This is a genomic window from Streptomyces sp. NPDC030820, from assembly GCF_055572075.1.
Map to the genome: position 1 here is coordinate 635,487 of NZ_JBVIEB010000001.1, position 25,760 is coordinate 661,246.

Consider the following 25,760-nt stretch of genomic DNA (forward strand, 5'->3'; position numbering starts at 1 on the left):
CGTGTTGGTGCTCAGGCCGCCGCTCAGCCGCAGTCGCTCAGCCGCAGTCGCTCGTCGGCCGCCTCCGGCGCGTACCGCCGTACGACCGCCCGCACGGCCGGCAGGGCGGCGTCCGGCCGGGACAGCTCCCGCACGATCCGGGTGAGCCCCGACCGCTCGTGGCGCTCCAGCGCCGCCGGAACAGCTCCGGGGCCGGGTCGCCTCAGGCGGCCCGCACCTCGTACGCGGCCACCCGCACCTCCCCGTCGTCCAGGCACTCCCCGCTGACCAGGTCGAAGCGCTGCTTCAGCAGGGGCGAGGCGACGAACGGGCGGTCCTGGTGGGTGCCGGTCAGGCCGCGGGAGAGGACGGCCGCGCCGGTGAAGGGGTCGCGGTTGTCGACGGCGTACAGGCGGTCGGCGCGGTCCCGGAACAGGGCCACCTGGCGGCCGTCCGGCAGCAGGGCGGCCACCCCGCGGCCCGGGGTGAGCGCGCTCAGGTCGCAGGCCGTGAACCAGCCGTCGGACAGCCGGAGTTGGACCTTCAGGTCGGTGGTCTCGACAGCCAGGGTCATCGGGCGCTTCCTTCCAGGACGTCGTCGGCGGGCCGCAGACCGATGTTCAGCAGCGGCAGGTCGGGCTTGATCTGGTCGCGCTCGGGGACGAAGGCGACGACCGGGTCCGGGGTGTCCGGGGCGTTCACGAAGGACACGAACCGGGCGAGCTTCTCGGGGTCGTTGATGGTCTCCGCCCACTCGTCGCGGTAGTGGGCGACATGCGCCCGCATCAGCCGCTCCAGCTCGTCGCAGATGCCGAGCGAGTCGTGCACCACCACGTCGCGTACGTGGTCCAGGCCGCCCGGGATCCGCTCCAGCCACACGCTCGTGCGCTCCAGGCGGTCGGCCGTGCGGATGTAGAACATCAGGAAACGGTCGATCAGGCGGACGAGTTCGGCGTCGGACAGGTCCTGGGCCAGCAGGTCCGCGTGGCGCGGGGTGGCGCCGCCGTTGCCGCCGACGTACAGGTTCCAGCCGTTGGCCGTGGCGATCACCCCGAAGTCCTTCGACTGGGCCTCGGCGCACTCGCGCTGGCAGCCGGAGACCGCCGACTTCAGCTTGTGCGGCGAGCGCAGGCCCCGGTAGCGCAGCTCCAGGTCGATCGCCATCCGGACCGAGTCCTGGACGCCGTAACGGCACCAGGTGGAGCCGACGCAGGACTTCACCGTGCGCAGCGCCTTGCCGTACGCGTGGCCCGACTCGAAGCCGGCGTCCACCAAGCGGGCCCAGATCAGCGGGAGTTGCTCCACCCGCGCGCCGAACATGTCGATCCGCTGGCCGCCGGTGATCTTCGTGTAGAGGCCGAAGTCCCGGGCGATCTCGCCGATCACGATCAGCTTCTCGGGCGCGATCTCGCCGCCGGGGATGCGCGGCACGACGGAGTACGAGCCGTTCTTCTGCAGGTTGGCCAGGAAGTGGTCGTTGGTGTCCTGCAGGGCCGCCTGCTCGCCGTCCAGGACATAGCCGCTCGCGCCGATCGCCGGGGCGAGGGAGGCGATGATCGAGCCGACCGCCGGCTTGCAGACCTCGCAGCCGTCGCCGCCCCGCGCGCCCTCACGGCCGTAGCGGTCCAGCAGGTCCTGGTACGACGTGATGCGCAGCGCGAGGACGATCTCGTACAGCTCCTCGCGGGTCTGGGCGAAGCAGCCGCACAGGCCCTTGTCGACCTCGACGCCGGACGCCTCCAGCTCGGCGTTGACGAGCTGGCCGAGCACCTTGACGCAACTGCCGCAGCCGGTACCGGCCTTGGTGCACTTCTTCACCTCGGGCACGGTGGTGCACCTGTGCTCCGTCACCGCGCCGCGGATCGTGCCCTTGCTGACGTTGTGGCAGGAGCAGATGACCGCCTCGTCCGGCAGGGCGGACGGGCCGAGCTGGGCCCCCGAGCCCGCTCCGGCGGGCAGGACGAGCGACTCGGGGGAGATCGGGGGCACCGAACCGGTCAGCGCGCGCAGGGTGCCGTACGCGTCCGCGTCACCGACCAGGATGCCGCCGAGCAGCGTGCCGTCCGGGCCGATGACCAGCTTCTTGTACAGTCCGGCGCGGGAGTCGGAGTAGACGACGTCCAGGCAGTCCTCGGTGGTGCCGTGCGCGTCCCCGAAGGACGCCACGTCCACGCCGAGCAGCTTCAGCTTGGTGGACAGGTCGGCGCCGACAAAAGCGGCTTCGTCGGAAGCGATCGTCGCCGCGGCCGTCTCCGCCTGCTCGTAGCCGGGCGCCACCAGGCCGTACACCCGGCCGTCCGCCGCCAGCGCGCACTCGCCGATCGCGAAGACGTGCGGGTCGCCGACCGTACGGCACTGCTCGTCGACCGTGATGCCGCCGCGCTCGCCGACCGCGAGGCCGCAGTCGCGGGCCAACTGGTCGCGGGGCCGCACGCCCGCGCTGAACACCACCAGGTCGACACCGAGTTCGGAGCCGTCGGACAGCTTCATGCCGCTGACCGAGCCGTCCTCACCGGTGACGATCTCCTGCGTGCCCACACCCGTGTGCACGGTCAGGCCCATGCCCTCGATGGTCCGCAGCAGCGCCGCGCCGCCGCCCGCGTCGACCTGCACCGGCATCAGGCGCGGCGCGAACTCCACGATGTGCGTGGTCAGTCCGAGCCCCTTCAGCGCACCGGCCGCCTCCAGGCCGAGCAGTCCGCCGCCGACCACGGCGCCGGTCGTCGCCCGCGTCCTCGCGTACTCCTCGATGGCGAGCAGGTCCTCGATCGTGCGGTAGACGAAACAGCCCTCGGCGTCCTTGTTCGGGACCGGCGGCACGAACGGGTACGAGCCGGTGGCCAGGACGAGGGTGTCGTACGCGAAGACCCGGCCGGACCTGGCCGTGACCGTCCGCGCCTCGCGGTCGACCGTCCGAGCCGGGTCGCCGACGTACAGCTCGATGCCGTGGTCCTTGATGAACCCCATGTCGGTCATGGAGAGGTCCTCGGGGGTCTTGCCCGAGAAGTACGAGGTGAGCTGCACACGGTCGTACGCCGGTCGCGGCTCCTCGCACAGCACGACCACGCGGTGCGTGGCGGTCAGGCCGCGCTCGGCCAGCGCTTCGAGGAAGCGCTGGCCGACCATGCCGTGGCCGACGAGCACGATCGTGGGGGTGGTGTCCGTGGACATCAGGAGCCTCCGTCGTTGGTGAGCAGGTGGAGCAGCGGGCCGCCGTCGGTCGGGAGCGGCTCTGCTCCCTCCCAGGCGCGGGCGAGCGCGCCGACGGTGCCGAGTTCGCCGACGAGGACGCCGCCGACCAGGCGGTCGTCGCGGACGACGACCTTGCGGTAGGTGCCGCGGGTGGCGTCGGCGAGCCGTACGACGTCGTCGCCGGGGCGTGCCTCGGTCTCGCCGAACGCGGCCAGGTCGAAGGGAGAGCCCGGGCCGGTGAGGGTCAGCCGGGTCAGGGAACGGGTGCCGGAATAGCGCGCGTCCGGGTCTCCGGCGAGCAACTCGGCGAGGGCGTCGGCCTGTTCCAGCGCGGGCACCGCCAGGCCGTAGACCGTGCCGTCGTGCTGGGCGCAGTCGCCGACGGCGTGGATGTGCGGGTCGGAGGTGCGCAGTTCGTCGTCGACGAGGATGCCCTTGTGCACGGCGAGACCGGCCTGTTCGGCGAGTGAGGTGCGCGGGCGCACCCCGCAGGCGACCACGACGAGGTCGGCGTCCAGGGCGTATCCGTCGGCCATCTCCACCGAGCGGACCGCGCCGGCGACGCAGCGCACGTCCCGCACCCGGCACTCGGTGTGCACCTCGACGCCCAGGTCGGTGAGGTGCCGCAGCACCAGCCGCGAGGCGTCCGGGTCGAGCTGGCGCTCCATGAGCCGCTCGGCCTGCTGGGCGAGGACCACCTGGGCGCCGCGCACGGCGAGCGCGCGGGCGGCGGACACGCCGAGCAGCCCGCCCCCGATGACGACCGCGCGCACCCCCGGCCGGACCGCCTTGGCCAGCCCAAGGCAGTCGTCCATCGTGCGGAACGCGTGGACCCCCTCGGGGAGTTGGTGATCCGGGGTGAACAGGCCGCGCAGCGGCGGCAGCACCGGATTGGAGCCGGTGGCGAGCACCAGCGTGTCGTATGCGATCGAGGAGCCGTCGGCGCACTCGACGGTCCGGGCGGCCCGGTCGACACCGGTGACCCGGGCGCGCAGCAGGCCCTCGGGCGCCGGCAGGCCGATCACCTCGGGGGCGTACCGGCCGGCCAGCACCTCGGCGAGCAGTACCCGGTTGTACGGCGGGTGCTCCTCCTCGCCGACGAGCAGCGCGGGCGTGCCCAGCTCGCCGAGCCGCCGGGCGAGCCGTACGCCCGCGAGGCCGGCGCCGATCACCACCACACGCGTATTCGAGGTCATGTCCTTGAGCGTGCGGTCCGGACGTTACCCGGCCGCATCACGTCTGTTTCCCGTGAGGAACGCTGCCCTCAGCGGGGGCTGGCGGGGGGTGTGAGGGGTCCGTGCGCGGGCCGGGGAGGGCTGTGAGGAGCCGCGGACCGGTTCTCAGCGGCGCAACACAGGGCTAGCGGTGTCCTTGGCGGCGAGCCGGCACACCAGCGGCCCGGGGCGTGGAGAACTGCGCGCCCGGTCCACGACGGAGCCGCGGCCGAACGACGATCCGACAGCCCTAACGGCTCCCGGTGAGGTGTGCGAAGACCACCACGTTGCCCTGGTAGCCGGTGGTCCTGGAGTAGCCGCCGCCGCAGGTGATGACGCGGAGTTCGGGGCGGGGCGCCGCGCCGTAGACCTTCTCGTCGGGGAAGTTGCTCGCCGCGTAGACCTCCACCGCGTCCACGGTGAACACGGCCACGGAGCGGTCCCGGCGGTCCACCTCGATGCGGGCGCCCCGTTTCAGCGCGCCCAGGTCGTAGAAGACGGCGGGGCCCTCGGTGTTGTCGACATGCCCGTCGATGATCGCGGTGCCCGTCTCTCCGGGTATGGTGCCGGCCTCGTACCAGCCGGCCAGGTTCTTGTTCTGGGCCGGGGGGACGTCCAGGCTGCCGGAGCGGGTGAGGGCCAGGCCCATCAGCGGGGCGTTCACATGTATCTCGGGTATGCGGATGCGGGTGGGCGGGGACGGGGCGAGGGCGGGCGCCGCGAGCCGATCGCCACCCGGCTCCGGGCTTCCCTCGACCGCGGCGGGCTGCGGCGGGGCGTGCCTCCCGGCGCCACCGCCGAGCAGCCACACCCCGGAGCCGAGGGCTATCACGGTGACCGCGGCTATCGCGCTGTCGCCGAGCCTGTCGCGCCTGGTTCTGGTGCGCATACGATCATCTCTCCCGGAGGCGGATCCCCGTAGATCCGGAGGCGGATCCCCGTAGATCCGGAGGCGGACACCCGTAGATCCGGAGGCCGGAACCTCCGTGGACCGGAGAGCCGGACCCCTTGGACCCGGAGGCCGGGCCCCGAAGAGTCGGAGGCCCGACCCCCGTAGACCTCGAGGCCGGACCTCCGTGGATCGGAGGCCGGACCCCGAAGGCCTGGAAGTCAGACCCCCGAGACTTGGAGGCCGGACCCGAAGGCCTGGAAGCCAGACCCCCGAGACTTGGAGGCCGGACCTCGTGGACCGGAGGCCGGACCCCGTGGACCGGAGGCCGGACCGAAGACCCGGAAGCCGGACCCTTGGACCCGTTGGCCGGGTCCCGAAGAGCCGGAGGGGGCCCCGGAACACCGGGGCGGGTCCCGTCGACCCCCTCCCCCTCCGGGCCGCGAGGGGCGTCGGACCCGGAGGGGGCGGGATGTGCGGTACCGGCTGACGGACAGCGGAGGGTGTCCGTCAGATCCCGTCGCCTCTCGCCCGGCGATGCAGGAGCCAGGTACCGCCCGCGGCGGCGACGGCCAGCGCCGCCACACCCGCCACGGTCTGCACGGGGCCGGCGCCTAGTGCGCCGCCGACCCCCGTCTTGACACTTCCTCGCGGCTGCACCTGCTCGTGCGCCGCGCTCAACGCCACCACCAGGTCGCCGGCCACCTGCCGGCCGCCCTCGGCACACTTGGCGACGATCTCGTACGTCCCCGGCTGCGCGCTCTCGGGCACGTGGAACTGCCCGATCGCCTCGCCCTTGTGCGAGCTGGGCGCCAGCGTGAAGGCGCCGGCGCCGACCGCGCCGGCGTCCCCGATCGCCGAGCCCTTGTCGCCGCACGCGGCCGTGTTCACCGTGACCTGGCCGCCGGGCGCCACGTTGGAGGGGTACACGTCCAGGCTTCCGGTGCCGGCCCAGGCGGGGGCCGCGGCCGCCACGACGAGCGCGGTGCCGGTCAGCAGACGAGCGGTGCGTCGCATGGTGGCTCCCAGGGCTCTCGTCTCGGTCTCTTCGCTACCGAGGTAAGCCGCAGTCCGGGAGTCCCGCTCCCTGATGAGCCGTCAGAAATGCGGTGAACGGGTGTCGCCCCCGACCCCCACACGGACTAGCCCCCGCCGGGTTCCGGCAGGTCACAGGAACACCCGCGGATCACAGGAGCAACAAGTATGAAAAGAACACGAATGGAGTGATGTCGCCTTGAACGGGTGATGGCCGGTCACCTCGCCACTCAACGGCGAGGTGACCGGCCTGGCCCCGGGACCCTCAGTTCACATTGACGGCGCTCCACGCCGCCGCCACCGCGTTGTACTCCGTGCTGCCCGCGCCGTACAGGTCCTTGGCGGCGTTCAGCGTCGCCGTCCTCGCCCCCGCGTAGTTCGTCGAGGAGGTCATGTAGACCGTCAGCGCCCGGTACCAGATCTTGCCGACCTTGTCGCGGCCGATGCCGGTGACCGTGGAGCCGTTGTACGTCGGCGAGTCGTAGCTGACGCCGTTGATAGTCTTCGGGCCGCTGCCCTCCGCCAGCAGATAGGCGAAGTGGTTGGCGACACCGGAGGAGTAGTGGACGTCGAGATTCCCGACCGACGAACTCCAGTAGTCCGCCGAGTTGCCGTCCTTCGACGGCTTGTCCATGTAGCGCAGGGCGGTGTGGCCGAAGCCGGACTTCACGATCTTCTCGCCGATGAGGTAGTCACCGGGGTCGGAGGGGTTGTTGGCGTACCACTCCACCATCGTGCCGAGGATGTCCGAGGTGGCCTCGTTGAGCCCGCCGGACTCGCCGGAGTAGGTCAGCGCGGCGGTCTTCGAGGTCACCCCGTGGGTCATCTCGTGCCCGGCCACGTCGAGGGCGACCAGCGGACCGAAGGTGGTCCCGTCACCGTCGCCGTACGTCATGCAGAAGCAACTGTCGTCCCAGAAGGCGTTGTTGTAGTTGCTGCCGTAGTGGACGCGGTTGTACGAGCCCTTGCCGTCGCCCGCGATGCCGTTGCGCCCCTGGACGTTCTTGTAGTAGTCCCAGGTCGTGTTGGTGCCGTACTGGGCGTCGACGGCGGCCGAGGCGCGGTCGGAGGTGGTGCCGCTGCCCCAGTGGTTGTCGGCGTCCGTGAACAGGTCCGCGGGCGCCCGGCTGAAGCAGATCCCGAAGAAGCACAGGTCCGTCTTGCCCTCGGCGTCACCGGTGTAGGTGTTGCCGCGCGTCGGGTCCTTGAGCTGGTACGACGATCCCGACTGGGTCGTCTCCAGCGGCACCGTCCCGCTGTACAGCGACTTTCCGTCGCCGGTGGCGGTCTCGATGCTGTCCCAGGCGTCGATCTGCCGGCCGGTGCGGGCGTCGGTCAGCACGGTCCGGGCGACCGGGTTGCCGAGCGAGTCCAGGCCGGCCGCGTTGGTGCGCCAGGCGAGCTTCGGGGTGCCGTGCAGGGCGTCGACGATCAGCTCGGGCTTGGCCTTGACCTGCTTGAGCGGGTCGCCGAGGTTGGCGGCGCGCAGGGCGTTCACGGCGAGGTCGGCGGCCTTGGGCGCGGAGATCGCCGGGAGGATCGAGGCGAGGGATATCGTGCCGCGGGTGGCCCGGTTCGCGCTGCGGTAGGCGCCGTCCGGGGTCAGGTGGACCACGAAGTCGCCGCCGAGCACGGGCAGTCCGTGGTAGGTGCGGTCGTAGCGGACGTGCTGGGTGCCGTCCTTGTCCACGATCACGTCGCGGACGCTGGTGCCCTCGGCCGAGGTCAGGCCGAGGCTCGCGGCATGGGCCAGCAGCGCCGACGCCGCGTTCTGGATCGCGGTGGCCCTGGTCGGTCTGGCGTCGGCGTGGGCGGCGGGGGAGAGGGCCATGGACAGCAGGGTCGCGGTGGTGACGGCGACGCCGGCGGTGGTGGCGAGACGACGGGAACCTCGGACGTGCTGGCGTATCCGGCTCATCGGTCTCCTCGGGGAAGCGCCCGTGTAGGCGTGGGGGCGGCGCTGATGTACCTGAGATTTAAGGGGCCATGACATGGCATGTCCATAGCGCCTTCATGGAGATGTGTGAGGAGCCGAAGGGGGTAGAGAATCGTTTCCGTGATCACCGAGGAGAACGAGAACGACCTCGAGGAGCCCGGCACCCCCCTGCCCTTCTTCGTCTACGGCACCCTCCGCCCCGGCGAGCCCAACCACGACCTGTTCCTGCGGGGCCGCACCGCGTCGGAGGAACCGGCCAGCCTGCGGGACACCGCGCTGTACGACGGCCCCGGCTATCCCTACGCCGTGGACCGGCCGGGCGGCGAGATCCGGGGCGAACTGGTCACCGCCCGCCCGGAGTCGTACACCGAACTGCTCGCCGCCCTGGACCACCTGGAGGAGTACACACCCGGCGACCCCCGCAACCTCTACGAACGCGCGGCTCGCAACGTCACCCGCACCACCGACGGGACCACCGCCCTCGCCTGGGTCTACCTGGCCGCCCCGCGCGTCGCCGCCCGCCTGCGCGCCGGGGGAAAGCCGATCGAGGACGGCGACTGGCTGTCCCGGCGCTGAGTCAGGCCAGCGGCGCCCGGCCCCAGATGGCGCCGGGACCAGGTAGGCGTCCAGGTCGGAAGGCTCCGGGTCGGACATGCATCGAACCTGACGCCCTCCGGCCGCTGCCCGCCCTGACCTGCGGACCGATCCCCGCTCCTACCGTGGCCCTACGACCTCCACCCGCACCGCGCACGACTTGAACTCCGGCATCCGGGACGTCGGGTCGAGGGCGGGGTTGGTGAGCGTGTTGGCGCGGCCCTCGCCCGGCCAGTGGAAGGGCATGAAGACGGTGTCCGGGCGGATGGCGGAGGTGATCCGGGCGGGGACGGTCGCCCGGCCCCGGCGGGAGGTCACGGTCACCGGATCCCCGTCGGCCGCGCCGATCCGGGCCGCGAGCCGGGGGTGGAGCTCCACGAAGGGGCCGGGCGCGGCGGCGTTCAGCTCGGTCACCCGCCGGGTCTGCGCTCCCGACTGGTACTGCGACACCACCCGGCCGGTGGTCAGCAGCAGCGGATACTCGGCGTCCGGCTCCTCCGCCGTCGGGCGGTGGGTCACGGGGACGAAACGGGCGCGGCCGTCCGGCGTGGCGAAGCGGTCCAGGAAGAGGCGCGGGGTGCCCGGGTGGGAGTCGGCCGCGGTGCCCTCTGCCGGCTCCGGGCACGGCCAGAACACCCCGTTCTCCGCCGCCAGCCGCCCGTAGGTGATCCCCGAGTAGTCCGCCGGGCCGCCCGCGCTCGCCCGGCGCAGCTCCTCGAAGACCTCCTCCGCGTCCGTCGGGAAGCCCTTCTCCACCCCGAGCCGGTCCGCCAGCTCGTGCAGGACGTACAGGTCGCTGCGGACACCGGGCGGCGGGGTGACCGCCTGGCGGCGCAACAGGACCCTGCCCTCCAGACTGGTCGTCGTGCCCGTCTCCTCCGCCCACTGCGTCACCGGCAGCACCACGTCCGCCAGCTCGGCCGTCTCCGACAGTACGACGTCACAAACGGCCAGGAAGTCCAGGGACTTGAGGCGCTCCTCGACATGGGCCGCGCGCGGCGCCGACACCACCGGGTTGGAGCCCATCAGCAGCAGCGCCCGGATGTCCGAGCCCAGGGCGTCGAGCAGCTCGTACGCGCTGCGCCCGGGCCCCGGGAGCGCATCCGGGTCCACGCCCCACACGCCGGCCACATGCGCCCGCGCCGCCGCGTCGTCCAGCTTGCGGTAGCCGGGCAACTGGTCGGCCTTCTGGCCGTGTTCGCGGCCGCCCTGCCCGTTGCCCTGCCCGGTCAGACAGCCGTAACCGCTCAACGGCCGTCCCGCGCGCCCTGTCGCCAGGCACAGGTTGATCCACGCGCCCACCGTGTCCGTGCCCTTGGACTGCTGCTCCGGCCCGCGTGCGGTGAGCACCATCGCCGACTCCGGCTCGCAGAAAAGCCGTACCGCTTCCCTGAGCTGGGGAACGGACACCCCCGTGATCCGCTCCACATGCTCCGGCCAGTGCGCCATCGCCACCGCGCGCGCCTGCTCCCAGCCGGTGGTCCGCTCCCGGATGTACTCCTCGTCCGTCCGGCCCTCGGCCACCACCAGGTGCAGCAGGCCGAGGGCCAGGGCGAGATCGGTGCCCGGCCGGGGGGCCAGGTGCAGGTCCGCCTGCTCGGCCGTCCTCGTCCGGCGCGGGTCGACGACGATCAACCTGCCGCCGTTCTCCCGCAGTTCGGTGAAGAAACGCAGGGAAGGCGGCATGGTCTCCGCGAGGTTCGACCCGACCAGGATCACACACCCGGTCTTCGGGATGTCCTCCAGCGGGAACGGCAGCCCCCGGTCGAGACCGAACGCCTTCGTCCCGGCCGCCGCCGCCGACGACATGCAGAACCGGCCGTTGTAGTCGATCTGCGAGGTCCCGAGCACCACCCGGGCGAACTTCCCCAGCGTGTACGCCTTCTCGTTCGTCAGCCCGCCCCCGCCGAACACGCCCAGCGCGTCGGCGCCGTACTCCTCCCGTATGCTCCCGAGCCGCTCGGCGATCCGGTCCAGTGCCTCGTCCCAGCTCGCCTCGACCAGCCGTCCCCCGGACCGCACCAGCGGCGCGGTCAGCCGTACCGCGGGCGACAGCACCTCGGCCGCCGTACGGCCCTTGCCGCACAGTGCGCCCCGGTTCACCGGGAAGTCCGTCCGTTCGGTCACCTCGACGCCCCCCTTCGGCAGGGGCGTGATGTTCATCCCGCACTGCAAGGCGCAGTACGGGCAGTGGGTGGGCGTCGAGGCGATCGGTTCCATGCCGCCAGCGTGCGTCGGGCGTGTTACGGCCCCGACCGCTTCCCGTTACACGCCCGGCACGGCGACCTCCCCGCCGGGCCCGTGACGCCGTGAGGTCCCTACTGCCGGCTCAGCGAGCGGCTGACGCCCGCCGCGATCGTCGTCGCCAGCACCCAGCCGGTGACGATCAGCAGATACGACAGCCACTGGTACCACCCGTCCGGCGCGAACGCCCCCTCCTGGCCGAAGTCGATGATCGGCAGCAGCAGGTCGAGGGTGTAGAAGAGCGGGTTGAACGCGGGCGCCTCGGAGGGCTTGAGCGCGGGCGGATGATGCAGGGCGAAGGCGAGCGTGCCGGTGCACAGCAGGAGCAGCAGCCAGCCCGCGGCCCGCATCGGGCGGAAGCCGTAGCCGACGGCCGCGTCCTGGAGGAAGCCCCACAGCCGGGCGTACGGCGGCAGGGTACGGCGGTGGCGGCGGAGCTTGGCCAGTTGGACGGTGCGCGCGGCGGCGTCGTCGCCGACCGTGCGGTATGCGGTGGTGAGCTGCTCGTAGGGGTAGGGGAGATAGCCGTCCGGCTCGCGTTCCAGCAGTGGAAGACGCTGCTCGGCCGGGAGGTGCGGGGTCAGGACGCGGTAGCTGAGCCCGTCGAGCTGGACGTGCTGCGGCCACACCTCGGGCGGCACGTGCAGCAGGTCGAGCTGTGCCCGGCGCAGATTCACGGCGCCCTCGATGGGCGCGGCCTCCCGCAGCCACAGCTCGCCGACGGCACTGCTGCTGGCGCGCAGTGCCTGGCCGCCCGGGTTGGACAGCCGGGCGTACGCGAGGTTGAGCTGGCGGGGGATCCGGGCACCGCCCAGGTTGACCCGGCCACGGGCCCGCAGCCGCATGGCGTGCAGGTCGGTGCCGACCGTCAGGACCTCGGCGTGCAGCACGGTCTCGCCGGGGGCGTACAGCTCGGCGTCGTTGAGGTTCACCTGATTGCGCACAACCGTACCGTTCAGGTGCACCTTTCCGTGCGCGACCAGTCCCGGCGCCCACACGTCCGTGGCCACCTCGGCGTGGCCCAGCTGGAGCACGGGCTCCTCCGGGACCTCGCCGGGACTGCCGAGCAGCGCACCATTGGCGAAGAACGCCCCGGACAGCTTCGCCCCCTGGAGCCGTACCGGCCCCGTGACCCGGCAGCAGCTGATCCGCACGACCCCTTCGGCGCGCAGATTCCCGGCGGTCAGCCCCGGCAGCACCGAGTCGCTCAGGACCAGCGCGACGACTCGCGCCGCGTACAGATCGGGCGCCTCCTCGAAGTGGCAGAAGCGCAGCCGGACCGGATGGGCGACGGTGCCGTACTGCAGGTCCAGCCGCCCGGTGATCCGCGCGCCCCACACCTTCAGCCCGGCGATCCGCCCCTCCCGCACCGGCCCGTCCAGCAGCAGCTCCCGCAGCACCTCCGCCCGCAGCGTCCGCTCCGGACCCCATGACGCGCCCTGCGCGGGGTCCTCGTCGTCGCCCTCCCGGAAGTCGACCCCTTCGCCGAGCGGGAAAGCCTCCCGGACGCGGCGCTCGGCGGGCGTCAGGTCCGTGACCTCCATGTCAGCCCCGCGCCTGAGCCAGCGCCTTCGTGACCCCGTGCTCGCGCGGCCCGAGGAAGGTCGGACCCGGACGGAACACCGCGTCCAGCACCGCCTTGCCCGCCGCGAACACCTCGCGTGTCCCGCCGTAGTACCAGGTCACGTCGTGCTTGTCGGCGACCCCGACCCCGTACGAGTCGACCCCCGCCGCCTCGCACAGCGCCACCGCACGCCGGATGTGGAAACCCTGGCTGATCAGCACGGCCCGGTCCACACCGAAGATCTTCTTGGCCCGCACACAGGAGTCCCAGGTGTCGAACCCGGCGTAGTCGCTGACGATCCGCTGCTCCGGCACCCCGTGCTTCTTCAGGTAGGCGCGCATGGCGTCGGGCTCGTCGTAGTCCTTGCGGCTGTTGTCCCCGGTGACGAGCACGACCTTGATCCGCCCCGCCCGGTACAGCCGTGCCGCCGCGTCCAGCCGGTGCGCCAGATACGGCGACGGCTCGCCGTTCCACAGCCCCGCGCCGAAGACGACCGCGACGGGTGCCGGCGGGACGTCGGCCGTCGTGCGCAGGCGGTCCGCCGTGGACACGAACAGCCAGGTCGCCGGCAGCAGCGCCAGCACACACCCGGCCATCACGGCCTGCACCAGCCGTCGCTGCCCCGTGCGGGTGCGCGGCAGTCGCGGTCGACGGATCTTCATACGGCCCCCCAGGGATCGGTGCCGACCGGTTCCTCCGACCGGTTCCGACCATGGAGGACGTCACCGGCAGCCGTCCGGTTCGCCTCACATCGAGCATCCGTACGACGTGAAGCAGCGGAAAACGCTCGTGACGGCCCGGCAACGGCCACGCAACCTGGCCCCGTCAGGATCCTGTCATGACGGCGTCGCACCCTCCCAGCTCCGAGTCCCGCATCCACCTCGACAGCACGGCGCACCTCATGGACAGCATCAGCAGCCAGCTCGCCGGCCGGCTCCGGCTCGTCTCCCCGCTCGGCCGGCGCCGCTCGGCCCCGCCCGCCCTCGTCCTGGTCGCGCACGGCAGCCGCGACCCGCGCGCGCTGGAGACCGTACGGACGCTGGCGGACCGGGTGCGCGAACTGCGCCTCGCCCTGCCCGTCCGCCTGGGCCACATCGAGCTGAACGAGCCCCTGCTCCCGGACACCCTCGCCGCCCTGGGCGACACCCCCGCCGTCCTGGTCCCGCTGCTCCTCTCGCGCGGCTACCACGTCAAACAGGACATCCCCGAGATGGCCGCCGCCGCACCGGCGCCGACCCGCCTGGCCGCGCCGCTCGGCCCGCACCCGCTCCTGGTGGAGACCCTCTACGACCGCCTGGTCGAGGCCGGCTGGCGCCCGGCCATGGACGCGGCCACCCGCCGTGCGAGCGCGGTCGTCCTGGCCGCCGCCGGCTCCCGCGACCCCGACTCGGCCACCGACACCCGCCGCACGGCCCGCCTCCTCGCGGACCGGCTGGGCGTCCCGGTGGTCCCGGCCTACGCCTCGGCGGCGACCCCGACGGTCCCGACGGCGGTACGGGCACTGGCGGCGCGCGGCCGGCACCGGGTCGCGGTCGCCTCGTACTTCACGGCGCCGGGGCGTTTCGCGACGCAGTGCGCGGACCAAGCCCCGTGGATGGCCGCAGCCCCCCTGGGAGCCCACCCGGCGATGGCTCGACTCGTCCTGCACCGCTACGACCAGGCACGGGTGAGGCAGGCACAATTGGCCTCCGCCTGAGAGAAGCAGCCGGGAAGTACCGGTCAAGGGGCGCGGGGAACTGCGCGACAAGCCACGACGCACCCGCACCCGCCACGCGACTGAACCCGGCAGGCGAGCAGGCATACTGTCGAAGAATGGAAGGCACCGCACTCGACAACGGCCCCTACGATCCAACCTCAGCGGAGCGTTGGGCCCCCGAGCCCGACAAACGCCCCGGCCGCACCGCCTTCCAACGCGACCGCGCCCGCATCCTGCACTCCGCCGCCCTGCGACGCCTCGCCGGCAAAACCCAGGTGGTCACCCCGGGCACCCGCAGTCGGGAATGGGACGCCAGCCCCCGGACAAGGCTCACCCACTCACTCGAATGCGCCCAGGTAGGCCGAGAGCTCGGCGCGGCCCTCGGCTGTGACCCCGACCTCGTGGAGGCCGCCTGCCTGGCCCACGACCTCGGCCACCCGCCCTTCGGCCACAACGGCGAACAGGCGCTGAACGCCTTCGCCGACGACTGCGGCGGCTTCGAGGGCAACGCCCAGTCCCTGAGACTCCTCACCCGCATCGAGCCCAAACGGTTCACCGAGGACCGCTCGGTCGGCCTCAACCTCACCCGCGCCACCCTCGACGCCGCCACCAAGTACCCCTGGCCCCGCGGCGCCCACCCCACCGACCCCGCGTCGGGGAAGTTCGGTGTCTACGACGACGACCGCCCGGTGTTCGACTGGGTCCGGGCGCACGCCCCCGGCACCCGCACCTGCTTCGAGGCCCAGGTCATGGACTGGGCGGACGACGTGGCGTACTCGGTGCACGACGTCGAGGACGGTCTGCACGCCGGGCACATCGACCCCAACTGCCTGCACGCCGAGCCCGAGCGGCAGGCGGTGTTCGAGGTGGCCATCGGCAGGTACGTCCCCGCGGACACCGACCCGGCCGAACTCTCCGCCGCCCTCGACCGGCTCCAGGACGAGGAGTGGTGGCCGCACGGCTACGACGGCACGGCGGTCGCCCAGGCCCGCCTGAAGGACGCCACCAGCCAGCTCATCGGCCGGTTCTGCCTGGCCGCCGAGGGCGCCACCCGCGTCGCGTACGGCACCGGCCGGCTCACCCGCTACGACGCCGAACTCGTCGTACCCCGCGAGGCCCGCATGGAGTGCGCGGTGCTCAAGGCGGTCGCGGACCGGTATGTGATGCAGCGCGCCGAGCAGGAGCGGCTGCGCGCGGACCAGCGGGTCGTCGTGGCGGAGCTGGCGGAGACGCTCACCGCCCGCGCGCCGGACGGGCTGGATCCACAGTTTCGGGCACTGTTCGACGGGGCAGGCGACGACCACGCACGCAAGCGGGTGATCGTCGACCAGATCGCCTCCCTCACCGACGCCTCCGCGCGCTCGCTGCACGCGAGACTTACGGGGCATATGTGAGAGGAACATGACCCTCCGTGGCCTGATCGGGTCACTCCCTCTTCCCGCAGCACGCCCGGTGCGGGACGCTCGCATGTGGCGGCACCCTTACGAGGAGGCATCAAGTGGTCGACGCGGATCAGACATTCGTCATCGTCGGGGGCGGACTCGCCGGCGCGAAGGCGGCCGAGACGCTCCGGACGGAGGGCTTCACCGGCCGGGTGATACTGATCAGTGACGAACGCGACCACCCCTATGAGCGACCGCCGCTGTCCAAGGGCTATCTGCTCGGCAAGGAGGAGCGCGACAGCGTCTTCGTGCACGAGCCGGCCTGGTACGCGCAGAACGACATCGAGCTGCACCTCGGCCAGTTCGTGGACCGCATCGACCGCAGCGCGAAGACGGTCCGCTTCGGCGACGACGGCACCCTCGTCCGCTACGACAAGCTGCTGCTGGTCACCGGCGCCGAGCCGCGCCGCCTGGACATCCCGGGCACCGACCTGGCGGGCGTGCACCACCTGCGCCGCCTCGCCCACGCCGAGCGCCTCAAGGGCGTCCTCGCGGCCCTCGGCCGGGACAACGGGCACATCGTGATCGCGGGCGCCGGCTGGATCGGCCTGGAGGTCGCGGCGGCCGCCCGCGAGTACGGCGCGGAGGTCACGGTGATCGAACCGGCGCCGACCCCGCTGCACGGCGTCCTCGGCCCCGAGCTGGGCGGCGTCTTCGCCGAGCTGCACCGCGAGCACGGCGTCCGCTTCCACTTCGGGCGGCAGCTCACCGAGATCGTCGGCCAGGACGGCATGGTCCTCGCGGCCCGCACCGACGACGGCGAGGAGCACCCGGCGCACGACGTGCTCGCCGCGATCGGGGCGGCGCCCCGGGTCGGCCTCGCGGAGGCGGCGGGCCTGGAGACCGCCGACCGGGCGCACGGCGGCGGCATCGTCGTCGACGAACGGCTGCGCACGTCCGACCCGGACATCTACGCGGCCGGTGACGTGGCGAACTTCCCCCTCGCCCTGTTCGACACCCGGGTGCGGGTCGAGCACTGGGCGAACGCGCTGAACGGCGGCCCGGCGGCGGCCCGCGCGATGCTCGGCCAGGACGTGACCTACGACCGTGTGCCCTACTTCTTCACCGACCAGTACGACCTGGGCATGGAGTACAGCGGGTGGGCGCCGGCCGGATCGTACGACCAGGTGGTGATCCGGGGTGACGCCGGAAAGCGGGAGTTCATCGCGTTCTGGGTGAAGGAGGGACGCGTGCTGGCCGGGATGAACGTGAACGTGTGGGATGTCACAGACCAGATCCAGAAGCTGGTCCGTGCCAAGGCCCAGGTGGACACAGAGGCCCTGGCCGACCCGCACGTACCGCTGGACAGCCTCACTTCCTGAGGACCAGGACTGTCACACCACCCCCGTAGAATTCACGCGTGGCAGGACGGATCAACGACGAGGACGTGAAGGCGGTACGGGACGCGGTCCCGATCGACGCCGTGGTCTCCGAGTACCTCCAGCTGCGGGGCGCGGGCGGCGGCAACCTCAAGGGCCTTTGCCCGTTCCACGACGAGAAGTCGCCGTCCTTCCAGGTCAGCCCGAGCAAGGGACTCTTCCACTGTTTCGGCTGCCAGGAGGGCGGCGACACCATCACCTTCGTGATGAAGGTGGACCACCTCTCCTTCTCGGAGGCGGTGGAGCGGCTCGCCGCCCAGGCCGGCATCACCCTGCGTTACGAGGAGGGCGGGTACAACCCGGCCCACCAGCGCGGCGAGCGCATCCGCCTGGTCGAGGCGCACAAGATCGCCGCGCAGTGGTACGCCGAGCAGCTCGCCACCAGCCCCGAGGCCGAGACCGGCCGGATCTTCCTCGCCGAGCGCGGTTTCGACCAGGCCGCCGCCGTCCACTTCGGCGTCGGATACAGCCCCCAGGGCTGGGACCACCTCACCCGCTACCTGCGCGGCAAGGGATTCACCGACAAGGAGCTGATCCTCTCCGGGCTGTCCCAGGAGGGCCGCCGGGGTCCCATCGACCGCTTCCGGGGCCGTCTGATGTGGCCGATCCGCGACATCGGCGGCGAGGTCGTCGGCTTCGGCGCCCGCAAGCTGTACGAGGCGGACAACGGCCCGAAGTACCTGAACACGCCCGACACGGCGATCTACAGGAAGAGCCAGGTGCTGTACGGCATCGACCTGGCGAAGAAGGAGATCGCCAAGAGCAGCCGCGCGGTGGTGGTCGAGGGCTACACCGACGTCATGGCCTGCCACCTCGCCGGAGTGACGACGGCGATCGCGACCTGCGGCACGGCCTTCGGCGGCGAGCACATCAAGATCCTCCGCCGGCTGCTGATGGACAACGGCAGCGCGCGCGTGATCTTCACCTTCGACGGCGACGCGGCCGGCCAGAAGGCGGCCCTGCGCGCCTTCGAGGACGACCAGAAGTTCGCCGCCGAGACCTACATCGCCATCGCGCCCGACGGCATGGACCCGTGCGAGCTGCGCCTGGCCAAGGGCGACGAGGCGGTGGCGGACCTGGCCGAACCGCGCACGCCGCTCTTCGAGTTCGCACTCCGCCAGATCGTCTCGCGCTACGACCTGGACACTCCGGGAGGACGAGCGGCGGCACTGGACGAAGCCGCGCCAGTCGTGTCCAAGATCAAGGACCGCAGTGTCCGGCGTGAGGTCGCGGTGCAACTGGCGGGCCTGGTCGGCATCCTGGATCAGGAATTCGTCGTGGATCGCGTCGGCTACCTGGTGCGCAGAAACGGGCACGGCGGCCAGGCTCCCGCGCCACAGCGAAGCCGCATGCCGGCATACGACGCCACCCCGCGCCCGGCGAGCACCGGCCCGGCCCTCACCCTGCGCAACCCGGTCCACGCCGCCGAACGCGAACTGCTCAAACTCGCCCTCCAGCGCCCCGAGCTGGTCTCCCCGGCCTTCGACGCCTACGGCGTGGACGAGTTCACCGCGCCGCCGTACGCGGCCGTCCGCCAGGCCGTCGCGGAGGCGGGCGGCGCGGAGTACGGCGTCCAGGACCCGCAGGAGTACCTGATCCGGGTACGTGAGGCCGCGCCCGACGACACCGTCCGCGCGATGGTCACCGAGCTGGCCGTCGAGCCGATCCTGCGCCGCACGGTCGACGAGACCTACGCCGGCACGGTCCTGGTCCAGATCCGCCGCCGCGCCGTCGAGCGCCGCATCCACGACATCCAGTCCCAGCTGACCCGCCTCGCCACCGGCGGCGACCCCGCCCAGCTGGCCGCCGTACAGAACGAGATGTGGGTTCTCCAGCAGTACGACCAGGCGCTGCGGGAGCGGGGCGCGGAGGCGCTCTAGCGGCCCGCGAAGGTCGGTGTCACCGCCTGCACCAGCCGCTTCGCGAACTCGCCCGCGCGGTGGGCGAACTGCGGGTACTCCGTGACGAAGTGGTCCCACTCCACGTACCGCGCGGCCTGTGCCACCTCGTGCAGGCTGCCGGTCGAGCCGTCGCTGCCCGAGAGCTCGAACACCCGCAGCAGCAGGTCATAGGGGAGCGGGTGGGATTCGGCCAGCAGCACGGCGTCGTAGAGGTCCTTGCCCTGCGGATGCGCGTCGTCGATCAGCCACATCAGCTTCCAGGCCAGCGACAGCGCGGGCGAAGCGGCCGACAGCACGGTGCCGCCGGGCAGTTCGACCGGCTCGGGCGGCTCGGGCAGCTCCTCGTTGAAGACGAAGTCCAGCTGCACGTGCCCGCCGGGCAGACCGGGCGCCGACCAGGGCAGGAGCATGCGGCGGCCGGGCACGCGGTCGTAGGTCCAGATGTCCTCCACGACGGTGTTCCGGGCCGAGAACCTCACCCCTCCCGCATCTGCCGCCGCCCCCGCCTGCGCCGCCTCCGCGATGCCGTCCAGCATCCGGGCCGTCCGCGCCTCCTCGATCCGCCAGTCGGCGGGTACGACGACGAAGTCCAGGTCACCGGGCTCCCGCGCGGCCTGCCCGAACCACACCGACATCAGTACGCTGCCGCGCAGCACCAGCGCCTGCGCCCACTCCGAGTCCGCGAGGGCGGCCAGTACCAGGCCGAGGGCCCGCCGCCGGGCCGTACGCCAGGCCTCGCCGCGTACCGGCTCGGTGAACACGGGGTCGGTGGCGCGGTAGGCGTTCTGGTACTGCTTGAGGGCCGGTTCGAAGACGGGGCGCTGGCTCACGTCGTCGCCGGGTATCCAGGTCAGTGTCCGGGGCACATCCCTGGTCGGCCGTTCCCGCTCCGTCCCGCTCATCCCCGCACCTCCTGAACCACCGGCTCCTCGATCCACCCGTCGTCCACCGACTCGTCGCTGTCGTACAGCACGAACTCCCGCTCCACGCCCAGCACTTCGAGCCCGTCCAGCTCCGCCAGCAGTAGCCGCAGCGCCGCTTCGGCCTCCGCGTCGCGGACGCCCCGGCAGCGCTGTGTCACAAACCGCTCGTGCCGACCGCCGGCCCGTACCCGGCGCGCGTTCCAGGACACATGCGCGCCGTGCGGGACGACGAGCGCGGCCAGTTCGGCGAGGTCCGTGCCGGCGTCCAGCAGGAGCTTCACATGGTGCTCGAAATACTGCCCGCCCCCGCACGGCCCGTCCGGCACCTCCGGCGCCCACGGCACCGACTCCGTCTTCACCCGGACCGGCGCGAAACCGGCCGACCGCAGCGCCGCCACCGTCCGCCCCGCCCGCGCCGACTGCTCGGCGTACGAGGCCGAACCGGTCAGGGTCAGCATCGGCTGGTCCCGCATCCGGCCGCGGGCCAGCACGATGTGCGTCAGCTTCAGCCCGGCCGCCTCCGCCCAGCCGCGCAGCCGTTCCGTCTCGGCGGGGCCGGCACAGCGGACGGTGACATGGGTTTCGTACAGAAGTCCGGACACCCGGGGATCCTCCCAGATCAAGGCCGGATCCGGCGCCCGGTTTCCCTGCGCCGATCACCGTCCGGTCACGAACCGGACGCAAAAAGTCACCGCAAGCCCCTCGTGGCGGGGATGTGTCGTACTCCACACTGGGTCCGGTGCCCGATCCTCGGAGCGCAGGCCGTCGACTCTCCGCTCCCGAAGTACCGCTGCCGCACAGCCTTCAGCAGCGATCATCCTGGAGGTCGCCCCCGTGCAGACCCAGACCCTCACCCAGACCGACAGCGCCACCAGTGCCACCAGTACCACCGGCGCGAGCGCGGACGAGCCGGACGCGGAGCTGGACGTCCTCGTGGCCGTGCCCCCGCAGAGCCGCCCCGCCGGCCACCCCGAGGCGGTGCCCGCCGAGCCGGCGGAACCACCCGCGGAAGCGCTCGTGGACGAGCCCGAGGAGGACGGCGAACCGCTGGAGGCCGCCGAGCCCGTCGAGACACCGGTCGCGGCCCGGGCCGAGACCGGCGGCCCCTCGACCGACCTGTTCCGCCAGTACCTGCGCGAGATCGGCCGTATCCCGCTGCTCACCGCCGCCGAGGAGGTCGAACTCGCCCGCCGGGTCGAGGCCGGCCTGTTCGCCGAGGAGAAGCTGAGCAACGCCTCCGATCTGGACAGCCAGTTGGCGCTCGATCTGGACCGGCTCGTCGTCATGGGGCGAATGGCCAAGAGGCGGCTCATCGAGGCCAACCTGCGGCTCGTCGTGTCCGTCGCCAAGCGGTACGTCGGCCGCGGGCTGACCATGCTCGACCTGGTGCAGGAGGGCAACCTCGGGCTGATCCGGGCGGTGGAGAAGTTCGACTACGCCCGCGGCTACAAGTTCTCGACCTACGCCACCTGGTGGATCCGCCAGGCCATGTCCCGGGCCCTCGCCGACCAGGCCCGCACCATCCGCGTCCCGGTGCACGTGGTCGAGCTGATCAACCGGGTCGTGCGCGTCCAGCGGCGGATGCTGCAGGAGCGGGGCTACGAGCCGACGCCCGAAGAGGTCGCCGCGCATCTCGACCTGCCGCCCGAACGGGTCTCCGAGGTGCTGCGTCTCGCCCAGGAGCCGGTCTCGCTGCACGCCCCGGTCGGCGAGGAGGACGACGTGGCCCTCGGCGACCTGATCGAGGACGGGGACGCGGCATCGCCGGTCGAGTCGGCGGCGTTCCTGCTGCTCCGGGAGCATCTGGAGGCCGTGCTGTCCACGCTGGGCGAGCGGGAGCGGAAGGTCGTACAGCTCCGGTACGGGCTCGTCGACGGCCGGCCGCGCACGCTGGAGGAGATAGGCCGGCTGTTCGGGGTGACCCGGGAGCGGATACGGCAGATCGAGTCCAAGACCCTCAACAAGCTCCGGGACCATGCCTTCGCGGACCAGCTGAGGGGTTACCTGGACTGAACGGGGGCCGCCCGCAGGCGGCCCCCGTGTGCCTAGTCCACCTCGGCCACAGCCTGCGCGAACTGGGCCTTGTACAGCCGGGCGTACGCACCGTCCGCGGCCAACAGCTCCGCGTGCGCGCCCTGTTCCACGATCGATCCGTTCTCCATGACGAGAATCGTGTCGGCGTCCCGGATCGTCGACAGCCGGTGCGCGATCACGAACGACGTCCGCCCCGCGGCCAGCTTGGCCATCGCCTTCTGGATCAGCACCTCGGTGCGGGTGTCGACCGAACTCGTCGCCTCGTCCAGCACCAGGATCGTCGGGTCGGACAGGAACGCCCGCGCGATGGTGATGAGCTGCTTCTCACCCGCGCTGACGCCGGTGCCCTCGTCGTCGATCACGGTGTCGTACCCGTCGGGGAGGGTGCGGACGAAGCGGTCGGCGTGGGCCGCCCGTGCCGCCTCCTCGATCTCCCCGCGGGTGACCTCCCTGGACGCCCCGTACGCGATGTTGTCCGCGATCGTGCCGCCGAACAGCCAGGTGTCCTGCAGCACCATGCCGATCCCGGACCGCAGGTCGTCCCGGGACATCTTCCGGATGTCGACCCCGTCGAGGGTGATCCGGCCGCCCGACACGTCGTAGAACCGCATCAGCAGGTTGACCAGCGTGGTCTTGCCCGCACCCGTCGGACCGACGATCGCCACCGTGTGACCGGGCTCCACCGTGAGCGAGAGGTCCTCGATCAGCGGCTTCTCCGGGTCGTACCGGAAGGACACGTGCTCCAGCCGCACCCGGCCGCGCAGTTCCGCCGGCCGCTCGCCCGGCACCGGATCCGCCTCCTGCTCCTCCGCGTCCAGGAGTTCGAAGATCCGCTCGGCCGAGGCGACACCGGACTGCACCAGGTTCGCCATCGACGCGACCTGCGTCAGCGGCATCGAGAACTGCCGCGAGTACTGGATGAATGCCTGGACGTCACCGATGGACAGGGCGCCGGACGCGACCCGCAGGCCGCCGACCACCGCCACCAGGACGTAGTTCAGGTTCGACACGAACATCATCAGCGGCTGCATGACGCCGCTGTTGAACTGCGCCTTGAACCCGGCCTGGTACAGCGCCTCGTTCTGCTCGGCGAACTGCTTCGCCGACTCCTCCTGCCGGCCGAACACCTTCACCAGGTTGTGCCCGGTGTACATCTCCTCGACGTGTGCGTTCAGCTTGCCGGTGGAGCGCCACTGCTGCACGAAGTGCGGCTGCGAGCGCTTGCCGACCCGGGTGGCCACCAGGAACGACAGCGGCACGGTGACCAGGGCGACCAGCGCCAGGATCCAGGAGACGTAGAACATCATCACGAGCACGCCGATGATGGTCAGCAGCGAGTTGATCAGCTGGCCCATCGACTGCTGGAGCGTCTGCCCGATGTTGTCGATGTCGTTGGTCGCGCGGGAGAGCACCTCACCGCGCTGGCGCTTGTCGAAGTACGACAGCGGCAGCCGCGACAGCTTCGCCTGCACGGACTCGCGCATCCGGTACATCGTGCGGTTCACGGCCCGGTTGACCAGCCGGGTGGCCACCGCCATCAGCAGGCCGGCGACCAGGAACGTACACAGCGCGAGCAGCAGGACGTTCCCGACGGCACCGAAGTCGATGCCCTTGCCGGGCGTGAAGTCGGTGCTCTTGAGCATGTCCGCGATGGAGCCCTGACCATGGGCCCGCATCCGGTCGAGGACCTGCTCCTTGGTGACCCCGGCCGGCAGCTGCCGGCCGATGATGCCGGCGAAGACCAGGTCGGTGGCCCGGCCGAGGATCTTCGGGCCGATCACGTTGAGGGTCACGCTGACGACCACGCACAGCAGCAGGCCGTAGATCGTGAGCCGTTCCGGTCTGAACTGGGAGACGAGCCGTTTGCCCGATCCCTTGAAGTCCATCGAGCGCTGGTCGGGGCCGCCCCCGGCCATCATGCGTCCCATGGGCCCTGCCATCAGGCGGCCTCCGCTTCCGTCAGCTGGGAGAGCACGATCTCCCGGTAGGTCTCGTTGCCCGCCATCAGCTCCCGGTGCCGGCCGGAGCCGACGACCCGGCCCTCGTCCAGCACGATGATCCGGTCCGCCTCCCGGATGGTCGCCACCCGCTGGGCGACGATGACGACGGTCGCCTCGGCGGTCTCGCGGCCGAGCGCGCTGCGCAGGGCCGCGTCGGTGGCGTAGTCGAGCGCGGAGAAGGAGTCGTCGAAGAGGTAGATCTCCGGCCGCTGGACCAGGGTGCGGGCGATGGCGAGCCGCTGGCGCTGGCCGCCGGAGACGTTCGTACCGCCCTGCGCGATCGGCGCGTCCAGGCCGCCCTCCAGCTTGCTCACGAAGTCCTTGGCCTGCGCCACCTCCAGCGCGTGCCACAGCTCCTCGTCGGTGGCGTCCGGGTTGCCGTAGCGCAGGTTGGTGGCGACCGTCCCCGCGAACAGGTACGGCTTCTGCGGCACCAGTCCGACCGTCCGCGCGAGCAGCTTCGGGTCGACCTCCTGCACGTCCACGCCGTCCACCAGGACCTCGCCCTCGGTGGCGTCGAACAGCCGCGGGACCAGCCCGAGCAGCGTCGACTTGCCGCTGCCGGTGGAGCCGATCACGGCCGTCACCTCACCGGGCCGGGCCACCAGGTCGATGGACTTCAGCACCGGCTCCTCGGCACCCGGATAGCGGAAGCCCGCGCCCCGGATCTCCAGGTGGCCGTGCCGGCGCAGCTCGGTGACCGGCGCGACCGGCGGAACGACGCTGGAGTCGGTGCCCAGGACCTCCTCGATGCGCTCGGCGCACACCTCCGCGCGCGGCACCATCATGAACATGAAGGTCGCCATCATCACGGACATGACGATCTGCATCAGATAGGCGAGGAAGGCGGTCAGGTCACCGATCTGCATCCCGCCGCTGTCGATGCGGTGCGCGCCGAACCACACCACCGCGATCGACGACAGGTTCACCACCGTCATGACGATCGGGAACATCAGCGCGAGCATCCGGCCGGTGGCCAGCTGCATCTCGGTGAGATCGCCGTTGGCTTTCCCGAACCGGCCCTGCTCGTACTCGTCGCGCACGAAGGCGCGGATCACCCGGTTGCCGGTGATCTGCTCGCGCAGCACCCGGTTCACCGTGTCCAGGCGGACCTGCATCGAGCGGAACAGCGGGCGCAGCCGGCGCACGATGAGCGTCACGCAGATCGCCAGCACCGGCACGACGGCGACCAGCACCCCGGACAGCGGCACGTCCAGGCCGAGCGCCAGCACGATGCCGCCCACACACATGATGGGCGCCGAGACCATCAGGGTGAACGTCATCAGGGCCAGCATCTGGACCTGCTGAACGTCGTTCGTCGTACGCGTGATGAGCGAGGGCGCCCCGAAGTGACCCACCTCACGCGCGGAGAAGGACTGCACCCGGTCGAAGACGGCCCCGCGCACGTCCCGGCCGAGCGCGGAGGCGGTCCGCGCACCGAAGTACACGGCGCCGATGTTGCAGACGACCTGCGCGAGCGAGATGCCGATCATCAGGGCACCGAAGGACAGGATGTAGTCCGTGTCGCCCTTCACGACACCGTTGTCGATGATGTGCGCGTTCAGCGTGGGCAGGTAGAGAGTGGCGCAGGTCTGCAGGAACTGCAGCAGCACCAGCAGGGCGATGGGCTTCTTGTAGGGCCTGAGGTAGGTCCGCAGGAGTCGTATGAGCACGCTAGGTCTCTCGGAGTCGGCGGGTGGGGGGTCGGTTGCCCCTGGCCCCTATCGTCGGACACTCC

The 25,760-nt window shown here is 71.7% G+C and carries 19 protein-coding genes; 6 read left to right on the top strand and 13 right to left on the bottom strand.

Annotated features, from left to right (window positions below; genetic code table 11):
- Positions 1-202: 202 nt before the first annotated feature.
- From nirD to ACZ418_RS02885, 6 genes are all read right to left on the bottom strand, one after another.
- Positions 203-553: a nitrite reductase small subunit NirD gene (gene nirD, locus ACZ418_RS02860; protein ID WP_468355901.1), complete on the bottom strand. Its 351-nt coding sequence runs from the start codon at positions 551-553 to the stop codon at positions 203-205.
- Positions 550-3,150: a nitrite reductase large subunit NirB gene (gene nirB, locus ACZ418_RS02865; RefSeq protein ID WP_468355904.1), complete on the bottom strand. Its 2,601-nt coding sequence runs from the start codon at positions 3,148-3,150 to the stop codon at positions 550-552. The genes nirD and nirB overlap by 4 nt, the downstream gene beginning before the upstream one ends.
- Positions 3,150-4,367: an NAD(P)/FAD-dependent oxidoreductase gene (locus ACZ418_RS02870; RefSeq protein ID WP_468355907.1), complete on the bottom strand. Its 1,218-nt coding sequence runs from the start codon at positions 4,365-4,367 to the stop codon at positions 3,150-3,152. Before ACZ418_RS02870 ends, nirB begins: the two co-directional genes overlap by 1 nt.
- Positions 4,368-4,635: 268 nt before the next feature.
- The gene (locus tag ACZ418_RS02875; protein WP_468355910.1) at positions 4,636-5,274 is read right to left on the bottom strand and encodes a class F sortase; all 639 of its coding nucleotides are present in this window, start codon (positions 5,272-5,274) and stop codon (positions 4,636-4,638) included.
- A 510-nt stretch (positions 5,275-5,784) separates the two neighbouring features.
- Positions 5,785-6,291 (bottom strand): hypothetical protein, encoded by a 507-nt coding sequence (locus ACZ418_RS02880; protein ID WP_468355913.1) that lies wholly within the window; start codon positions 6,289-6,291, stop codon positions 5,785-5,787.
- A 283-nt stretch (positions 6,292-6,574) separates the two neighbouring features.
- On the bottom strand, positions 6,575-8,227 hold the full coding sequence (locus ACZ418_RS02885) for a M4 family metallopeptidase (protein WP_468355916.1): 1,653 nt from the start codon (positions 8,225-8,227) through the stop codon (positions 6,575-6,577).
- Between the two features lie 138 nt (positions 8,228-8,365).
- Here ACZ418_RS02885 and ACZ418_RS02890 point away from each other — a divergent pair, with 138 nt between their 5' ends.
- Complete coding sequence (locus tag ACZ418_RS02890) at positions 8,366-8,821, top strand: gamma-glutamylcyclotransferase family protein (protein WP_468355919.1); 456 nt, start codon at positions 8,366-8,368, stop codon at positions 8,819-8,821.
- Between the two features lie 138 nt (positions 8,822-8,959).
- On the opposite strand, the gene ACZ418_RS02895 is transcribed toward ACZ418_RS02890, so the two are convergent.
- From ACZ418_RS02895 to ACZ418_RS02905, 3 genes are all read right to left on the bottom strand, one after another.
- Positions 8,960-11,059, bottom strand: a complete 2,100-nt coding sequence (locus ACZ418_RS02895) for a molybdopterin oxidoreductase family protein (RefSeq protein WP_468355922.1) — start codon at positions 11,057-11,059, stop codon at positions 8,960-8,962.
- Between the two features lie 98 nt (positions 11,060-11,157).
- A complete protein-coding gene (locus ACZ418_RS02900; RefSeq protein WP_468355925.1) occupies positions 11,158-12,627 on the bottom strand; it encodes a membrane-associated oxidoreductase in 1,470 nt (489 codons plus the stop codon).
- A gap of 1 nt (position 12,628) precedes the next feature.
- Positions 12,629-13,309: a SanA/YdcF family protein gene (locus ACZ418_RS02905; RefSeq protein ID WP_468355927.1), complete on the bottom strand. Its 681-nt coding sequence runs from the start codon at positions 13,307-13,309 to the stop codon at positions 12,629-12,631.
- Positions 13,310-13,485: 176 nt separating this feature from the next.
- On the opposite strand from ACZ418_RS02905, the gene ACZ418_RS02910 reads away from it, so the two are divergent.
- From ACZ418_RS02910 to dnaG, 4 genes are all read left to right on the top strand, one after another.
- Complete coding sequence (locus tag ACZ418_RS02910) at positions 13,486-14,343, top strand: sirohydrochlorin chelatase (RefSeq protein WP_468355930.1); 858 nt, start codon at positions 13,486-13,488, stop codon at positions 14,341-14,343.
- A gap of 116 nt (positions 14,344-14,459) precedes the next feature.
- A complete protein-coding gene (locus ACZ418_RS02915) occupies positions 14,460-15,737 on the top strand; it encodes a deoxyguanosinetriphosphate triphosphohydrolase (protein WP_468355933.1) in 1,278 nt (425 codons plus the stop codon).
- A gap of 104 nt (positions 15,738-15,841) precedes the next feature.
- Positions 15,842-17,107: an NAD(P)/FAD-dependent oxidoreductase gene (locus ACZ418_RS02920; RefSeq protein WP_468355936.1), complete on the top strand. Its 1,266-nt coding sequence runs from the start codon at positions 15,842-15,844 to the stop codon at positions 17,105-17,107.
- 38 nt (positions 17,108-17,145) lie between these two features.
- Entirely contained in the window at positions 17,146-19,044 is a 1,899-nt protein-coding gene (dnaG, locus tag ACZ418_RS02925) for a DNA primase (protein WP_468355939.1), read from the top strand.
- Here dnaG and ACZ418_RS02930 read toward each other — a convergent pair.
- Entirely contained in the window at positions 19,041-19,967 is a 927-nt protein-coding gene (locus ACZ418_RS02930; RefSeq protein WP_468355942.1) for a nucleotidyl transferase AbiEii/AbiGii toxin family protein, read from the bottom strand. The two genes, dnaG and ACZ418_RS02930, sit on opposite strands and share 4 nt — an antisense overlap.
- Entirely contained in the window at positions 19,964-20,590 is a 627-nt protein-coding gene (locus tag ACZ418_RS02935) for a hypothetical protein (RefSeq protein WP_468355945.1), read from the bottom strand. The genes ACZ418_RS02930 and ACZ418_RS02935 overlap by 4 nt, the downstream gene beginning before the upstream one ends.
- 232 nt (positions 20,591-20,822) lie before the next feature.
- Here ACZ418_RS02935 and ACZ418_RS02940 point away from each other — a divergent pair, with 232 nt between their 5' ends.
- Positions 20,823-22,001 carry an RNA polymerase sigma factor gene (locus tag ACZ418_RS02940; RefSeq protein ID WP_468355948.1) on the top strand — a complete coding sequence of 393 codons (1,179 nt, stop codon included), beginning with the start codon at positions 20,823-20,825 and terminating at the stop codon, positions 21,999-22,001.
- Between the two features lie 32 nt (positions 22,002-22,033).
- Here the strand turns inward: ACZ418_RS02940 and ACZ418_RS02945 are convergent, their stop codons facing one another.
- Together ACZ418_RS02945 and ACZ418_RS02950 are read right to left on the bottom strand one after the other, a co-directional pair.
- A complete protein-coding gene (locus tag ACZ418_RS02945) occupies positions 22,034-23,962 on the bottom strand; it encodes an ABC transporter ATP-binding protein (protein ID WP_468355951.1) in 1,929 nt (642 codons plus the stop codon).
- Positions 23,962-25,695: an ABC transporter ATP-binding protein gene (locus ACZ418_RS02950; protein WP_468355954.1), complete on the bottom strand. Its 1,734-nt coding sequence runs from the start codon at positions 25,693-25,695 to the stop codon at positions 23,962-23,964. The genes ACZ418_RS02945 and ACZ418_RS02950 overlap by 1 nt, the downstream gene beginning before the upstream one ends.
- Positions 25,696-25,760: the final 65 nt, after the last annotated feature.

Coding starts and splice junctions, on each gene's coding strand:
- ACZ418_RS02875 (WP_468355910.1), bottom strand. CDS start 5,274: ATGCGCACCAGAACCAGGCGCGACAGGCTCGGCGACAGCGCGATAGCC.
- nirD (WP_468355901.1), bottom strand. CDS start 553: ATGACCCTGGCTGTCGAGACCACCGACCTGAAGGTCCAACTCCGGCTG.
- ACZ418_RS02930 (WP_468355942.1), bottom strand. CDS start 19,967: ATGAGCGGGACGGAGCGGGAACGGCCGACCAGGGATGTGCCCCGGACA.
- ACZ418_RS02905 (WP_468355927.1), bottom strand. CDS start 13,309: ATGAAGATCCGTCGACCGCGACTGCCGCGCACCCGCACGGGGCAGCGA.
- nirB (WP_468355904.1), bottom strand. CDS start 3,150: ATGTCCACGGACACCACCCCCACGATCGTGCTCGTCGGCCACGGCATG.
- ACZ418_RS02880 (WP_468355913.1), bottom strand. CDS start 6,291: ATGCGACGCACCGCTCGTCTGCTGACCGGCACCGCGCTCGTCGTGGCG.
- ACZ418_RS02900 (WP_468355925.1), bottom strand. CDS start 12,627: ATGGAGGTCACGGACCTGACGCCCGCCGAGCGCCGCGTCCGGGAGGCT.
- ACZ418_RS02910 (WP_468355930.1), top strand. CDS start 13,486: ATGACGGCGTCGCACCCTCCCAGCTCCGAGTCCCGCATCCACCTCGAC.
- ACZ418_RS02915 (WP_468355933.1), top strand. CDS start 14,460: ATGGAAGGCACCGCACTCGACAACGGCCCCTACGATCCAACCTCAGCG.
- ACZ418_RS02870 (WP_468355907.1), bottom strand. CDS start 4,367: ATGACCTCGAATACGCGTGTGGTGGTGATCGGCGCCGGCCTCGCGGGC.
- ACZ418_RS02895 (WP_468355922.1), bottom strand. CDS start 11,059: ATGGAACCGATCGCCTCGACGCCCACCCACTGCCCGTACTGCGCCTTG.
- ACZ418_RS02885 (WP_468355916.1), bottom strand. CDS start 8,227: ATGAGCCGGATACGCCAGCACGTCCGAGGTTCCCGTCGTCTCGCCACC.
- ACZ418_RS02945 (WP_468355951.1), bottom strand. CDS start 23,962: ATGGCAGGGCCCATGGGACGCATGATGGCCGGGGGCGGCCCCGACCAG.